Below are 15,489 nucleotides of genomic sequence, written 5' to 3' on the forward strand. Positions count from 1 at the left end.
TTCAGTTAATATTAGGCAACTTGTTTTGAGAATTTATAATAAGAGTTAGTTTTTTGATTGTGAAAACAGAATTCTTTCCATGTTTTTTGTATTTTGGTCATCCCAAATCGATATAAATACCATGATGAAAAATTACTTCATTGCCATTTTTATGATGGCTTTTTCATGTTTGATCCACAGTCAAGATCAGCAAATTAAGTTAAAACAAATAAATGTCGTTAAGACTAATTACCGCGATTTAAAAAGTGGTGAAATAGAAAACAAAACCGTTTTATTCCAAGATGGTAAGCTTCTAACTATAAAAACATCCGATGTTGTACATAGTTTTTTTTATAACCCAAAAGGGTTTTTGGATATGACTGTAAAAGAGAGAATAGGAAGTAACTGGAAAGAAGTCGTAAAGTATAGCTACGATAAAGACGATAGGATTACCAAGTTCATGAAAAAATACGATGAAAATGGTGAGACTGTGACTAAAACAGTAACGATGAGTTATGAAGGTGCAAGAATTAAAGTAATAACTAAAAAGAGTAATATACATACAGTAATAGAAGATATTGAATATGTTGTAGAAAAAGGGCTTGTTATAAGACGTTCTTCTAGAGATAGAAATCAACAGATTTTCAATAAAATCGAATATGTATATTCTAATGATAATGTTATACGACACAAAGGAGTACTTGGTGAAAAAATGATTAACAATTTTACTTTTGATGATAAAAAATCAGTTGATTTGTTAATTATTCAAAATTTATTTGGTCCAAACTATAAAGTAATTGTACCATTAATCTCTTTTCATGAAGATGAATTTAGCTTTGAATCTATTTCTTCTAATAATGAATTGGCATTTGCTCCATCTTCAACAAATTATACTGGAGTAGCAGGAAAGTATAAGTATAATGCATTGAATTATCCAATATCATCTTCTTTTTTAGAGCAAAACGGAATTGTAAAAATTGATAAAACTTATATTTACGAATAGGAATTATAACTAAATAGCAATTGATGTCTTTGTTTTTGTATTTAAAAAAAGACATCAATTGGCTTTAGTACCTTGCAAATCACTAAATTTGTAACTTATTTAAAGTTATGTTAGAAAAAGAAATACTAAATTTTGAGAAAACAGCCATTGTTGGGATTGTAACTCAAAATCAAAGTGAAGAAAAATTAAATGAATATCTGGACGAGTTAGAGTTTTTAACTTTTACTGCAGGTGGGGAAGTTATTAAACGCTTTACGCAGAAAATGGAACGTCCAAACCCTAAAACTTTTGTAGGAACTGGTAAAATAGATGAAATCAATCTTTTTGTAAAAGAACATGGTGTTTCAACTTTGGTTTTTGATGACGAATTATCTCCTTCACAACAGAAAAATATCTCCAAAATTATAGATTGTAAAATCCTTGATAGAACGCATTTAATTCTAGATATTTTTGCTCAAAGAGCTGAAACATCTTATGCAAGAACTCAAGTTGAATTGGCGCAATGTCAATATTTATTACCTAGGCTTTCGGGTATGTGGACACACCTTGAACGTCAAAAAGGGGGTATTGGAATGCGTGGACCTGGAGAAACTGAAATCGAGACTGACAGGCGTATCGTTCGTGACCGAATTGCATTATTGAAAGAAAAAATAAAAACTATCGATAAGCAAATGGGTGTGCAACGTAGTAATCGCGGAGCAATGGTTCGTGTAGCTTTGGTAGGATATACCAATGTAGGGAAATCAACTTTGATGAACGCTGTTGGTAAAAGTGATGTTTTTGTAGAGAACAAATTGTTTGCTACGTTGGATACAACCGTTCGAAAAGTGGTTATTAAAAACTTACCTTTCTTGCTTTCAGATACAGTTGGTTTTATTCGTAAACTACCGACTCAATTGGTAGATTCATTTAAGAGTACACTTGATGAGGTTCGTGAAGCCGATTTGTTATTGCATATTGTAGATATTTCTCATCCAGAATTTGAAGATCATATTGAATCTGTTAATCAAACTTTATTAGATATTAAAGCTAATGATAAGCCAGTTATTATGGTTTTTAATAAGATAGATGCTTATAAACATCTAACTATTGATGAGGATGATTTAATTACCGAAAAAACCCCAAGACATTATACGATTGAAGAGTGGAAAACTACTTGGATGCATCGTTTAGGCGAGCAAAACGCTTTGTTTATTTCGGCTACAAATAAAGAAAATTTCGAAGAATTTAGAGAACGAGTATATGAGTCAGTTAGACAAATTCATATTACTAGATTTCCATACAATAAATTTTTGTACCCTGATTATAAGGATGCAATCGAAAAAGAAGATGAAGAATAAAAAAAGCGCTTGCAATTGCAAGCGCTTTTTTTATGTTTTTTAGAATAAGTAATTTACTCCTAAACCAAAAACTTCTCTGGTTTGAAATCCCTGAAAGGCATTGTCGTCATAAATTGCTTGAAATGATAAGTTTGTTGACAGGAATTTGTTTATTTTCATTACTATATTTAATGAATAATCGATGTCAACATTTTGAGGGTCTTCGAGATAATTTGAATATAGATTTAAAATATTCTCGGCAGAAACGTTAGTCATTATATTAAGTTTGTAATATGCCGAAGCGTAAAAACCTAATTCATAACGCATAGTTTTATTTGCTTTAACGCCAAAATAAGACTCATCTACGTATCCAATATCAGATGTGTATAGTTTGTCTACAAAAGTCATTTTGGAGGTCAGAGGGGCAAAGTTTAGTTTTAGATTGTCATCCTTTTTCCAAAAAATACCTGGACCAAACGTAAGATAACCTGGAGACAAGAAATTAGTGTTTTCAGTTCGTATTTCAGCACCGTTTGCATCTTGGCCATATACATATCCTTTTGTGAATTGTGTTCTGAAATTTACAAAAAAGGAGTAGTACCAATTACCGAATGCTCTTTTTCCATAAATAGAATTAATTTCTAATCTGTCATCAGTCTTTTTCTCAAAGTCAGAATTTTCGGTTTGCAAGATACCATAGGAAGCAAGAATTTTGTTATCCCAGCTAATGTCATCTTTCTTGTAATTGATGTTGTAATTAATACCTAAATTTCCCGAGATATTGTTTTCACCACCAGCAATCCAGTTGTTGAAATTTGATTGGTTAAAAAGAAACGAAACATTTCCTGTGCTTTTCCATCCGTTTCCTGTAGTATCGGATATGAATTTAACAGCCTTTTCGGTGTTTTTAATTAATTCTTTTTCGGTGTTCTGTGCCTGTGCAAGCGAAAAGCTTGCTAGGAAGATAAAAAGGAGTTGAAGAAGATTTTTCATAGGTCCCTTGTTTAGTGTTGATTTAAACAAATATACTAAAAACCATGAAATTGTTAAAAAATACGTAATTTTATTTGTAAATTATTTCTTGCTCTCTTTGTATAAAGGTACAGCAGAGCATGCTTCTCCATACATAATGCTTCTGGCGAAAGGCTGTAAATAATGGGCTGCCAGAATATATGCGCGAGTAGGGACTGGTTTTCTAGAACACCCTTTTATAATTACAGGTTTACTCTGGTATGCTGTATAATCCAGATTACGCAGGATCTCTTCGTAAAGGCTGGAGTCTAGATCTTCGAGTGTGCCATCAACAATTTTTTTAGCAAAAGGTGCCAATTGAACTGCAACAAGTATTGAAGCCCAAGCAGGAACTATTGCATCAGTACTACAGTTAATAGCGACATAAGCATCTTGATATTGTGACCAATCGTGGTTCTTAAGGTGTTCGCGAAAGTCTTTTTCTTTTAAAAGGAAACCCTCTAGAAGCCACTGGGAAATATCAATTTGCGCACGAACCCCTTTTGGATAATAATCCTCAAGGTCAAAAACTTCTAAGACACTATTGGCAACTTTATTGATTATTTCTTCCATTTTTTAGTTTTCAGTTTCAGTTTACAGTCTCAGTTAAATACTGTGACTGTAAACTGTATACTTTTTTAAAGCATTCCTAATTCTAATTTAGCTTCTTCGCTCATTAATTCTTTACTCCATGGTGGATCAAAAGTTATTTCTACTTCTGCGTCTTTTACGTTTTCGATAGATTTTACTTTTTCTTCAACTTCTCTAGGCAAGCTTTCGGCTACTGGGCAGTTTGGAGATGTCAAGGTCATTAATATTTTCACTTCGTAATCGGTGTTTACCATTACGTCATAAATTAATCCTAATTCATATATATCTACAGGAATTTCAGGGTCGTAAATTGTTTTTAATATTTTTACGATTGATTCCCCTAATTCGTTAGTGTCTATTTCGTGTTCCATAATTTTTTTTGTTTTTTTTGACTATATAAGTTGGTCAAGTACATTGGATTAAGCCTTGTTCTTTAACCATTAATATGTTTAGTGAAATTAAGCTTTACTTCTTTATGAAACTTAATTTCTTAATGGTTGTAAACTAAAGCTAGCTTATATTAATTTTTGTTTTTTGAGTCGAATGCCAAGGCATACATCTTGATGTTTTTTATCATTGATACCAATCCATTGGCGCGGGTTGCAGATAAGTGCTCTTTTAAACCAATTTCATCAATAAAATCAACATCTGCTTTTAAGATATCTTCTGCCTTTTGATTAGAAAAAGCTCTAATTAAGATAGCAATGATGCCTTTGGTTAAAATAGCATCGCTATCGGCAGTAAAAACAATCGTATCATCATTCTGTTCACCTTGAAGCCAAACTTTTGATTGACAGCCTTTAATAAGGTTGTCTTCTGTTTTGTATTCTTCTTTTATTAATGGTAAATTTTTCCCTAATTCGATAATATACTCGTAACGTTGCATCCAATCATCGAACATCGAGAATTCTTCGACTATTTCGTTTTGTATTTCTTTTATTGTCATGTTCTATTCTTGAGTAAAAGCAACTAATAAAGTTACTAGTTTTTCTATTTCTGCTGGTGGAAAACCGTTGTCAAAACCATTAGTTTCGTATGTTTTTCCATTTTGTATTATTTTTAAATTGGCAATTGCAGCTCCATCATGAAAACGTTTTTCGGTGGGTGCTTTTAGTTGTGGAATGGTTTCTAAATTTATCTTTTTAAATTCAGAAACGATTCTTGCCCATTGAGCCCCATCAATTTTGTTTGTCACAGATTCTTCCCCTCTGCTTTTGGTAATAGATACCATTTTATTTTTAACTACTATCTTTTGATAATATCCACGTGACATTGCTGAATATGTGATCTCTACAGAACTCATATCTATATTCTTTTGGCTTACACAACTGTTTCCAATAAAAATTGTCAGAATTAAAAAAGATAGTACTTTCATAGGTTTGGTTTTATTAAGATAGCATTGTTTTAGCCTTTTTAACTGCTTCTACCATTAAATCAATTTCTTCTTTTGTATTATAAAAAGAGAAGGAAGCTCTAATAGTACCAGGAATTTCAAAGTAATTCATGATTGGTTGTGTACAGTGATGTCCAGTACGAACTGCAATTCCTAATTTATCAATTATTGAGCCAATATCATATGGATGAATTCCGTCGATATTAAACGATATTACAGAAGCTTTTTCTTTACCAGTTCCATAAATTTTCAAACCTTCAATTTCAAGTAATTGTTTAGTAGCATGAGCTAGTAATTCTTTTTCTTGTTGCTGAATGTTTTCAAAACCTACACTGTTCATATAATCTACAGCAGTTCCCAGAACAATTCCGCCTGCAATGTTTGGTGTTCCAGCTTCAAACTTATGTGGCAAATCAGCATAAGTAGTTTTCTCGAAAGTAACTTCTTTAATCATTTCGCCACCACCTTGGTAAGGAGGTAGTTTATTTAACCAGCTTTCTTTTCCGTATAAAATCCCTGTTCCTGTTGGTCCGCACATTTTATGACCTGAAAAAGCATAAAAATCACAATCTAAATCCAATACATCAGGCTTTAAATGGGGTACGGCTTGTGCTCCATCAATTAAAACGGCAGCGCCTACAGCATGAGCTTTCTCAATCATATATTTTATAGGATTGATTGTTCCCAATGCATTAGAAATATGATTTACGGTAACTATTTTCGTTTTTTCTGATAACAAAGATTCGTATGCGCTTATAATAAGCTCTCCATCTTGATTCATAGGAATCACTTTCAGAATAGCACCCGTTTTTTCACATAACATTTGCCAAGGCACAATATTACTGTGATGCTCCAAAGCAGAAACCAATACTTCGTCTCCTGGTTTTAATATAGCGGCAAAACCGTTTGCTACTAAATTGATTCCATGGGTTGTTCCCGAAGTAAATAGTACTTCATGTAAATGTTTAGCATTAATATGATGTTGGATCTTTACTCTTGATATTTCGTAAGCATCGGTTGCTAACTGACTCAAAGTATGTACTCCACGATGTATGTTCGCATTTATTTCTTGGTAATATTTTGAAATTGCATCAATCACAACCTGTGGTTTTTGTGATGTGGCTCCATTATCAAAATATACCAAAGGTTTTCCGTTTACCTTTTGTGAAAGTATCGGAAACTCAGCTCTTATTTTATGAATATCTAGCATATCTTATTTAGAAAAATTCTAATTACAAAAGTACTAAAACTAAATTGTTTTATCCAGTAATTGCTAAATTTCCTTTTGTGGTTTTAGATAATCCCATTAAAAACAATATTGTTTTACAGATTTGGCATTTTTTGATGGTTTGTGTTTGATTTTGAGTGGATTCGAAGTTAATTTGTGAAGAAATTATGGTTATATTGCAGTGTAAATTAACCTGTATTATTATGAAAAAAATCTTAAAATTACTTGTTCTTCTTCTTATTATCATAATTATTTATTTCAGATTTACTACTTATCCTAAACTTGATTTGATTTCTGGCTTTACTTCTAAAAGTATTGCTTCATGCCATTTTATAGATAATCGCTCGCAGGAATCGATTGAAAAAGGAGATAATGATATTCCCTTGCTAGATTTAGCAACAAATAAAATTAATGAAGAAGGAAAGTTTGTAACATCTAGTGTTTATGGATTAAAGGAGCGAAAAGCAATTTATCGAGAAGGTATAGGTGCTACTTTAATTAATAATAATTTTGATACTTCAAAACCGTATGAAGTTCCTAAAAGAGCTAAGTTGGTAAATGATTTGCCTTTTCCTTATGGGGATAAAGAGCCTAAAGATACGGTGTTCTCTAATGTTGATTATGCTAAATTAAATAAAGCTGTCGCAAATGCATTTGATGTTTCAGGGCAAAAAACAAAAAGAACACGTTCAGTTTTAGTATTGTATAAAGACAAGCTGATAGCCGAAAAATATGAGGCAGGTTTTACTAAAAACAGTAAGTTACTTGGTTGGTCTATGACTAAAAGTATTACAGGAACTATCTTTGGAGTACTTCAAAAACAAAAAAAGTTTGATATTTATAAACCTGCTCCAATAGCCGAATGGCAAAATGATGAACGTAAAGTTATAACTACTAATGATTTACTTCATATGAATTCTGGTTTAGAATGGGTAGAGAATTACAATACTATTTGTGATGCAACTATTATGCTTTTTGAGTCAGAAGATATGGCAAGAGTACAACTAGAAAAGCCCGCTTTGTTTAAACCCAATACACATTGGAATTATTCTTCTGGCACAAGTAATTTGTTGTCAGCTATTTTGAGAAAACAATTTAAGACACATCAGGAATATCTAGATTTTTGGTATTCCGCTTTAATAGATAAAATAGGAATGAACTCTACTGTTATTGAAACTGATATGGTAGGGAATTATGTTGGCTCTTCTTATGCTTGGGCAACTACCAGAGACTGGTCTAAATTTGGGTTGCTGTATTTGCATAAAGGTAACTGGAATGGAGAGCAGATTCTGGATGAAAGCTGGGTGAAATATGTATCTACCCCAACCAATACTTCAAAAGGAGATTATGGTGCTCAATTTTGGTTAAATGCAGGTGGAAAATATAAAGATGCTCCAAGGGATATGTTTTATTGCAGCGGTTTTCAAGGTCAAAAAGTGTTTATTATTCCATCACATGATTTAGTGATAGTAAGAATGGGCTTGACAGATGATCTTGAATTTGATTTTAATGTATTTTTGAAGGAGGTAATTTCTTCTATTAAGTAAAGAAATTAACCGCAAAGTTCGCAAAGTAAAAGAAATCGCAAAGAGCGCTAAGTCCAGCTACTTAGTGTTGCGGTTAAAAATTTTTATAAAAAAAGACCGCAAAGCTTATAAACTTTGCGGTCTTTTCGTAAACCTATGCGAACTTTGCGGTTAAATCTTTTTACAAGACTTTCAGTTAAATTCTTTTATAAATCAAATCCCATTTTCACTCCTAGTTTACTAGCAATAATAGTGGTAATTCGTTTTTTTAATTCTGGTATTTTGATGCTTTCAATAACGGCATTCGAGAATGCATACATTAATAATGCTTTTGCTTCTTTTTGAGGAATTCCACGCGACTGCATGTAGAACATGGCAGTTTCATCTAATTGTCCGATTGTGCAACCGTGAGAGCATTTAACATCATCAGCAAAAATCTCTAATTGTGGTTTTGCATTTATTGTTGCTTTATCACTTAATAAGATATTGTTGCTTTTTTGAAATGCATTTGTTTTTTGTGCTACTTTTTCAACTAATACTTTTCCGTTAAAAACTCCTATTGAACGATCTGTGAAGATCCCTTTGTAATCTTGGAAGCTTTCGCAATTTGGAGTTGAGTGTTTAACTAATGTATAGTGATCTACGTGTTGTTTTTCTCCTATAATTGTTATTCCGTTTAACGTACTTGTCAATCTTTCACCAAAGTGATAAAAATTCAAATTGTTTCGGGTTAAATTTCCACCAAATGAAAACGTATGAACCGATGCGTGACTTTCTTGTTGTTGTGAAACGTAAGTGTTGTCAATTAAATTGGCTTCGCTATTGTCATTTTGAATTTTGTAGTAATCAACAATGGCACGTTTTTCAGCAAAAATTTCTGTAACGGAATTGGTTAAAACAGGATTTTCATTTAAACTTTGGTGGCGCTCGATAATTTGTACATGAGAGTTTTCGCCTACAATTACCAAGTTTCTTGGCTGAACCATAAGGGCTGCTTCATTTCCTGTTGAGAAATACATAATTTCAATAGGCTTAGCAGCTACTTTCTTTTTTGGAATATTGATATAAGCTCCTTCAATTGCAAATGCTGTATTTAAAGAAGTTAAACTGTCTTCTTTATTAGCAATTTGATTAAAGTACTTGTCAATAACCATTTTATATTTTGGTTTTGTCAATGCCGAAGACATTAAGCAAACATCAATTCCATCGTGTGTTGTAGAAGATAAATGCGAGCTGAAAACACCATCAATAAATACTACTTTATAGGTATCTATTTCATGTATAAAATATTTTTTTACATGATTAAATTCGATTGCATTTTCTTGTTTTGGAAATACAGTAAAGTCATTTTTTAAGATGGCATTTAGCGATGTATATTTCCAAGCTTCTTCTTTTTTGGTTGGAAAACCTTTATTTTCGAAGTTTTTTATCGCTTGTGTTCTGATTTCATGAAGATCCGTATGGACATCTACACGTTCTTCAAAAGCCATAAAAGACGATACTAATTTTTCTTTCAAATCCATTTATTTTTAGTCTTAAAGTCGAAGGTCGAAAGTCGAAAGACTTAAGATTGTCGACTGTTTTGCCAAAAGCTTGAAAATTTATTGCATAAAGTAATTTTGCTTTATGATTATATACTTTATGGCTTTGGGCTTAAATATTTAATAAAACCACTTAATAGTTTAGATATCTCTGTTACTGATTCTAAAAGTGTTTCAAATTCTTCCTTTATGATATATCCTAAATCAAATGCCAAATATAATTGTGAACGCACTTCTCCTGCTGATGCTTTTGCAACATATAAAAAGTAAACAAACTCTTTGTCTGTGTTTCTTTCAAAACCTTCTGCTATATTTGATGATATAGATATTGATGCTCGTCTAATCTGTCTTGCAAAATCGAAGTCTTTTTTGAAATTTGAATTCTCAGTAATTAAATATATTCTCTTGTTAAAAATTCTTGATTTTTGCCAAGAATTAATTTCTTCGAAAGAATTAAACTTACCTATGATTTCCTTTTGACTTTAAGACTTTTGACTTTATAGACTATATTAGTTTTCTGCTTTAATCCAGTCGTACCCTTTTTCTTCCAATTCGTAAGCCAATTCTTTTCCACCAGACTTTACAATTTTTCCGTTGTAAAGTACGTGAACGAAATCAGGAACGATATAATCTAGTAAACGTTGGTAGTGAGTGATAACGATAATTGCATTTTTGTCACTTTTTAGTTTGTTAACACCATTAGCAACAATTCTTAATGCATCAATATCCAAACCTGAGTCTGTTTCGTCAAGGATTGCTAATTTTGGCTCCAACATTGCCATTTGGAAAATTTCATTACGTTTTTTCTCTCCACCAGAGAATCCTTCGTTAAGAGAACGTGATAGAAATTTACGATCTATTTCTAATAATTCTGATTTCTCACGAATTACTTTCAGCATTTCGTTAGCCGGCATTTCTTCTTGACCGTTTGCTTTACGCGTTTCGTTAATTGCAGTTCTCATAAAGTTAGTTACACTAACTCCAGGGATTTCTACAGGGTATTGAAATGAAAGGAAAACACCTTTGTGTGCTCTTTCTTCTGGTGCTAAATCGGCTAAATCTTCTCCATCAAGGAAAACTTCACCTTGTGTTACTTCGTAGTTTTCATTTCCTGCAATTACTGCAGAAAGTGTACTTTTTCCAGAACCATTTGGTCCCATGATAGCATGTACTTCGCCAGCTTTAACTTCTATGTTTATTCCTTTAAGAATTTCTTTGTCGCCAATTGAGGCGTGAAGGTTTTTTATACTTAACATGTTATTTTTGTTTAAAGTTTAAAGTTTGAAGCTCTTGATTTTATTAAGAAGCAGCTACTTTAAATTTTTTCTTGTTTAAACTATTTATTTTCAATTTAGGTTTTGAACAAAGTTTCTATTTTGAAGTTTAAAGCGTGTTTTGCAAACTTGAAACCTGAAACTTGGAACTTTTTTAACCCACAGAACCTTCCAAAGAAATTTCTAATAATTTTTGTGCTTCTACAGCAAATTCCATTGGCAATTTATTTAAAACGTCTTTGCTAAAACCATTTACGATTAATGCAATTGCTTTTTCGGTTGGAATTCCACGTTGGTTACAATAAAATACCTGGTCTTCACCAATTTTACTTGTTGTTGCTTCGTGTTCTATTTTTGCAGAAGGGTTTTTGCTTTCGATATATGGAAAAGTATGTGCACCGCAATTGTTACCCATTAATAGAGAGTCACATTGCGAAAAGTTTCTAGCATTATCTGCTCGAGCACTTATTTGTACTAATCCGCGGTAGCTATTTTGTGATTTTCCAGCTGAGATACCTTTAGAAATGATTGTTGATTTAGTGTTTTTACCTAAATGAATCATTTTTGTTCCAGTATCTGCTTGTTGAAAATTATTGGTAACGGCAATTGAATAAAATTCACCTACCGAATTGTCTCCTTTTAAAACGCAAGATGGGTATTTCCAAGTTACGGCTGAACCAGTTTCTACTTGAGTCCATGAAATTTTTGCGTTAGTTTCGCATAAACCTCTTTTGGTTACAAAATTAAAAACCCCGCCTTTTCCTTCTTTGTTTCCTGGGTACCAGTTTTGAACTGTTGAGTATTTAATTTCTGCATCATCCAGAGCGATTAATTCTACTACAGCTGCGTGTAGCTGATTTTCATCACGACTTGGAGCTGTACATCCTTCTAGGTATGATACATAGCTTCCTTGGTCTGCAATAACTAATGTTCTTTCGAATTGTCCAGTTCCTGCTTGATTGATTCGGAAATATGTTGAAAGTTCCATTGGACAACGAACGCCTTTTGGAATATAGCAGAATGATCCATCTGAGAAAACAGCTGAATTTAATGCAGCATAAAAATTGTCTTTTTGTGGTACAACTGTTCCTAGATATTTACGAACTAATTCAGGATGCTCTTTTATCGCTTCTGAAATAGGACAGAAAATAATGCCTTTTTCTCCCAATGTTTTTTTGAAAGTTGTAGCGACAGAAACTGAGTCGACTACAATATCCATAGCGACATTGTTCATCATTTTTTGTTCGTCGACAGAAATCCCTAACTTTTTATACATTTCTAAAAGTTCCGGATCTACATCGTCTAATGTTTTATTAGGATCTACTTGTTTAGGAGCAGAGTAATATGAAATTGCTTGAAAATCGGGTTTTTGATAATGTACATTTGCCCATTCTGGCTCAATCATTTCTTGCCATGCACGAAAAGCTTCAATGCGCCAATCGGTCATCCATTGCGGTTCTTCTTTTTTTAGAGAAATGGCACGAACAATATCTTCGTTTAGCCCAATAGGAAACGTTTCCGATTCTATATTGGTATAAAATCCGTATTCGTATTCTTTAGTTTCGAGTTCGATTTTTAAATCGTCTTCAGTGTATTTGCTCATTGTTTCAATATGGTCTTAAAAGTTTGAATGTCTTAAGGTCCAAAGTATGTGTAGCTTCGTTTGACTTTAAGACTTTCGACGTTTGGCTAAAGTGAAAAACTTTCGCCACAACCACAAGTTCTACTTGCGTTTGGATTATTAAATACAAATCCTTTTCCGTTTAATCCACCTGAAAATTCTAATATTGTTCCAGCTAAATACAGAAATGATTTTTTTTCGACAGCAATAGTTATGTCGTTGTCTATGAATATTTTATCGTCGTCTCCTTTGGTTTTGTCAAATTTTAAATCATATGATAAACCGGAGCACCCACCACTTTTCACTCCTACTCTTACGTAGTCATGTGCGGCATCAAAACCATCGTCTTTCATTAAGTCGATAATTTTCTTTTTGGCAGAATCAGAAACCTTTATCATTGTTATATAGATTATTGTCTAAATTGTTTGCAAAGATACTATATAAAAACCTTTTTCCATAACGGTTCACATTATTATAACAAATGTTAAAATAGATAATATTTATTTCGATTACTGAATTTGTAAGAGATTATTTTAATACAAAATATAATTTCTGATTTTGTAACTTAAAAAAAGAGATGAATCCTATAATAGTATTTTTGGTAAGATGATAACATGGACTATATTAATTGCTAAGTAATACAAGTGTTTATACTTATGAAGAGGACGACACTAGAATGATAATTCTAAAAAAATGGGTAGTTATCAGGAAGAAGTTTTGAAAAGGAGTATGTTTTGTCAATTTTTGAGATAAAAAAAATAGTAGGGAACAGTTTGATTGTATTAGAATAAATTATGACTAATGTAGAATGACAATGAAAGTCTTTATAACTTTTTTAATAAGAAAGAAATTATATATTTGCCCGTTTTTAACGGATTAATTTAATAAAAAAATTTATGGATAAACCTTTACAAAGTTCTACAACTTATGAGTTACAATTTAATGGAAGCGGAAATGCATTCTTCAGTGTTATTGTTGTTAATTGGTTATTAACGATAGTTACTCTTGGATTTTATTACCCTTGGGCTAAAGCAAGAAAACTTCAGTTCCTTTATGGAGAAACATCATTGAATGGTGATAGTTTTTCTTTTCATGGTACAGGTAAAGAGATGTTCAAAGGCTTTATTAAAGCTATTTTTATTTTTGTTTTACTTTATGCACTTTTGTTTTTGTTTCTATATTTAAAAATTCCTTTTATTGGATTGCTGCTATTTTATCTAGGATTTTTTGCTATTTTACCTCTTGCAATTCATGGTTCTTATAGATATAGAATGTCGAGAACTTCTTGGAGAGGAATTCGTTTTGGATATAGAGGAGACAGAAAAGAACTTATAACAAATTTCTTTAAATGGATTTTCTTTACCATCATTACTTTTGGAATTTATGGATCTTGGATGTCAATTAACCTGAGAAATTATTTATTAGGAAATGTTCGATTTGGTGATGTGGAATTTAATTATGATGGAGATGGAGCTGATTATTTTGTATTGAATTTAAAAGGATATTTTTTGACTGTATTTACTCTTGGAATTTATAGTTTTTGGTGGCAAAAAGATCTTTTTGAATATTATGTTGATAATTTAAGTTTAAATCAGGACGGGAAAGAAATTACTTTAACTTCGACTGTAACTGGTGGTGGTTTTGCAGGATTAGCTATTGTGAATTTATTGATTATTGTCTTTACACTTGGACTTGGATATGCTTGGGTTGTTACGAGATCAATGAAATACATTTTTGAGAATATTAAATTAGAAGGTAATATAGATTTAGATTCAATTGCCCAGACAGAAGATAATTTTAAAGATGCTACCGGAGAGGATATTAGTGATTTCTTAGATTTAGATTTTGTAATTTAATAATATGAAAGAAAGAACAATCGGAATTTTTTATGATGGTGTGTCTTCTGTCCCTCAAGAAATAGAATTAATCTTTGATAAAGAAAAAAAAGGATTTGCTTTTAAGACGGCCAACAATAAATTGCATTTTTGGAAACTTAATGATATTGTATTCGGAAAAAAGGGGAGTGTACTAAATTTGGAACATGGAGAAGAAATTCTCCAAAATATAAAAGTCAAAAATATTGATTTTATATCAAGTGTAAATGTCTTTAGAAAGAAGAATGGATATATAGATTGGTATCAAAGATTAATTGATTTAGGGCTTAAGTCACATGTTATTCTAGCTGTATTTATCTTAATCTTTATTGTCTTAGGGTATATATTTGTTATTCCGTGGGTTGCTGAAAAATCGGTTGTTTTGATTCCAGAGGATTATGATAATAAATTAGGAGATACATTTTATGAACAGAATATGACTTTTAGTTCTATAGATAGTTCTAAAACTAAGGCTCTGAATTTGTTCGCAAAAGAGTTGAAATTAAATAACACTAAAAAATTAAAATTCACAGTTGTAAATTCGAGTGAAGTTAATGCTTTTGCACTTCCAGATGGAAATATTGTTGTTTTTACTGGAATAATTGATTCGATGACGGGCTATGATGAATTAGTTGGTTTAATAGGTCATGAAGCATCACATGTTAATAACCGACATTCGATGAAAATGTTATGTCGTAATTTATCTGGTTATTTATTTGTTTCTACGGTTTTAGGTGACGCCAATGGAGTGATGGCAGTTTTGGGAGATAATGTTAATATGATTCAGTCTCTTTCTTTTTCTAGAGAATTTGAGCGTCAAGCTGATTTAGATGGATTTGAAATAATGACATTGAATAAAATTAACCCTGAAGGGATGTCAACACTTTTCAAGAGATTGCAAGGAGAAAAGAATTTTTCGATCCCAGAATTTTTAAGTTCACATCCGGTAACTACTGAAAGAATTGGTTATATAGATGAAATGATAAAAACAAAATCATTTGTATTTAAAGAAAATCCAAGATTGAAAAAATTATTCAAAGAGATTAAGTATTAGTTTATTTATTAATAATTGGAATTTTCTTAAATTGCAAAGAATATTAAATGGAGAGATTTTTATCTCTCCATTTTG

The 15,489-nt window shown here is 31.7% G+C and carries 16 protein-coding genes; 5 read left to right on the forward strand and 11 right to left on the reverse strand.

Annotated elements, in window-relative coordinates; translation table 11 throughout:
* Positions 1 to 121 precede the first annotated feature (121 nt).
* Both OIU80_RS09100 and hflX read left to right on the forward strand, forming a co-directional pair.
* A complete protein-coding gene (locus OIU80_RS09100; RefSeq protein ID WP_264286714.1) occupies positions 122 to 982 on the forward strand; it encodes a hypothetical protein in 861 nt (286 codons plus the stop codon).
* Positions 983 to 1,089: 107 nt separating this feature from the next.
* Positions 1,090 to 2,322, forward strand: coding sequence for a GTPase HflX (hflX, locus tag OIU80_RS09105; RefSeq protein WP_264286715.1), 1,233 nt, complete (start codon positions 1,090 to 1,092; stop codon positions 2,320 to 2,322).
* A 39-nt stretch (positions 2,323 to 2,361) separates the two neighbouring features.
* On the opposite strand, the gene OIU80_RS09110 is transcribed toward hflX, so the two are convergent.
* The 6 genes from OIU80_RS09110 to OIU80_RS09135 form a co-directional block, all read right to left on the reverse strand.
* Positions 2,362 to 3,294, reverse strand: coding sequence for a DUF3078 domain-containing protein (locus OIU80_RS09110; RefSeq protein ID WP_264286716.1), 933 nt, complete (start codon positions 3,292 to 3,294; stop codon positions 2,362 to 2,364).
* An 81-nt stretch (positions 3,295 to 3,375) separates the two neighbouring features.
* A complete protein-coding gene (locus OIU80_RS09115) occupies positions 3,376 to 3,885 on the reverse strand; it encodes a DUF2480 family protein (RefSeq protein ID WP_264286717.1) in 510 nt (169 codons plus the stop codon).
* Between the two features lie 65 nt (positions 3,886 to 3,950).
* Entirely contained in the window at positions 3,951 to 4,274 is a 324-nt protein-coding gene (locus OIU80_RS09120) for an SUF system Fe-S cluster assembly protein (RefSeq protein WP_229989048.1), read from the reverse strand.
* Positions 4,275 to 4,423: 149 nt separating this feature from the next.
* Positions 4,424 to 4,849 carry a SufE family protein gene (locus tag OIU80_RS09125; RefSeq protein WP_264286718.1) on the reverse strand — a complete coding sequence of 142 codons (426 nt, stop codon included), beginning with the start codon at positions 4,847 to 4,849 and terminating at the stop codon, positions 4,424 to 4,426.
* Between the two features lie 3 nt (positions 4,850 to 4,852).
* Positions 4,853 to 5,278: a hypothetical protein gene (locus tag OIU80_RS09130; RefSeq protein WP_264286719.1), complete on the reverse strand. Its 426-nt coding sequence runs from the start codon at positions 5,276 to 5,278 to the stop codon at positions 4,853 to 4,855.
* A 13-nt stretch (positions 5,279 to 5,291) separates the two neighbouring features.
* Positions 5,292 to 6,506: an aminotransferase class V-fold PLP-dependent enzyme gene (locus OIU80_RS09135; RefSeq protein ID WP_264286720.1), complete on the reverse strand. Its 1,215-nt coding sequence runs from the start codon at positions 6,504 to 6,506 to the stop codon at positions 5,292 to 5,294.
* A gap of 221 nt (positions 6,507 to 6,727) precedes the next feature.
* Between OIU80_RS09135 and OIU80_RS09140 the strand changes: the two genes are divergently transcribed.
* Positions 6,728 to 8,071 carry a serine hydrolase domain-containing protein gene (locus OIU80_RS09140; protein ID WP_264286721.1) on the forward strand — a complete coding sequence of 448 codons (1,344 nt, stop codon included), beginning with the start codon at positions 6,728 to 6,730 and terminating at the stop codon, positions 8,069 to 8,071.
* 185 nt (positions 8,072 to 8,256) lie between these two features.
* Here the strand turns inward: OIU80_RS09140 and sufD are convergent, their stop codons facing one another.
* From sufD to OIU80_RS09165, 5 genes are all read right to left on the reverse strand, one after another.
* Positions 8,257 to 9,573: a Fe-S cluster assembly protein SufD gene (gene sufD, locus OIU80_RS09145; RefSeq protein WP_264286722.1), complete on the reverse strand. Its 1,317-nt coding sequence runs from the start codon at positions 9,571 to 9,573 to the stop codon at positions 8,257 to 8,259.
* Between the two features lie 116 nt (positions 9,574 to 9,689).
* Complete coding sequence (locus OIU80_RS09150; protein WP_319004965.1) at positions 9,690 to 10,061, reverse strand: four helix bundle protein; 372 nt, start codon at positions 10,059 to 10,061, stop codon at positions 9,690 to 9,692.
* A 39-nt stretch (positions 10,062 to 10,100) separates the two neighbouring features.
* The gene (sufC, locus tag OIU80_RS09155) at positions 10,101 to 10,847 is read right to left on the reverse strand and encodes a Fe-S cluster assembly ATPase SufC (RefSeq protein WP_035618340.1); all 747 of its coding nucleotides are present in this window, start codon (positions 10,845 to 10,847) and stop codon (positions 10,101 to 10,103) included.
* Between the two features lie 172 nt (positions 10,848 to 11,019).
* Positions 11,020 to 12,468, reverse strand: coding sequence for a Fe-S cluster assembly protein SufB (sufB, locus tag OIU80_RS09160; RefSeq protein WP_264286723.1), 1,449 nt, complete (start codon positions 12,466 to 12,468; stop codon positions 11,020 to 11,022).
* Positions 12,469 to 12,554: 86 nt separating this feature from the next.
* On the reverse strand, positions 12,555 to 12,884 hold the full coding sequence (locus OIU80_RS09165) for a HesB/IscA family protein (protein ID WP_129540185.1): 330 nt from the start codon (positions 12,882 to 12,884) through the stop codon (positions 12,555 to 12,557).
* Between the two features lie 498 nt (positions 12,885 to 13,382).
* On the opposite strand from OIU80_RS09165, the gene OIU80_RS09170 reads away from it, so the two are divergent.
* Together OIU80_RS09170 and OIU80_RS09175 are read left to right on the forward strand one after the other, a co-directional pair.
* Positions 13,383 to 14,342 carry a YjgN family protein gene (locus OIU80_RS09170; protein ID WP_264286724.1) on the forward strand — a complete coding sequence of 320 codons (960 nt, stop codon included), beginning with the start codon at positions 13,383 to 13,385 and terminating at the stop codon, positions 14,340 to 14,342.
* Positions 14,343 to 14,346: 4 nt separating this feature from the next.
* A complete protein-coding gene (locus OIU80_RS09175; RefSeq protein WP_264286725.1) occupies positions 14,347 to 15,414 on the forward strand; it encodes a M48 family metallopeptidase in 1,068 nt (355 codons plus the stop codon).
* The last annotated feature ends 75 nt before the right edge of the window (positions 15,415 to 15,489 follow it).

This window comes from Flavobacterium frigoritolerans, assembly GCF_025847275.1.
Classification (GTDB): Bacteria; Bacteroidota; Bacteroidia; order Flavobacteriales; family Flavobacteriaceae; genus Flavobacterium; species Flavobacterium frigoritolerans.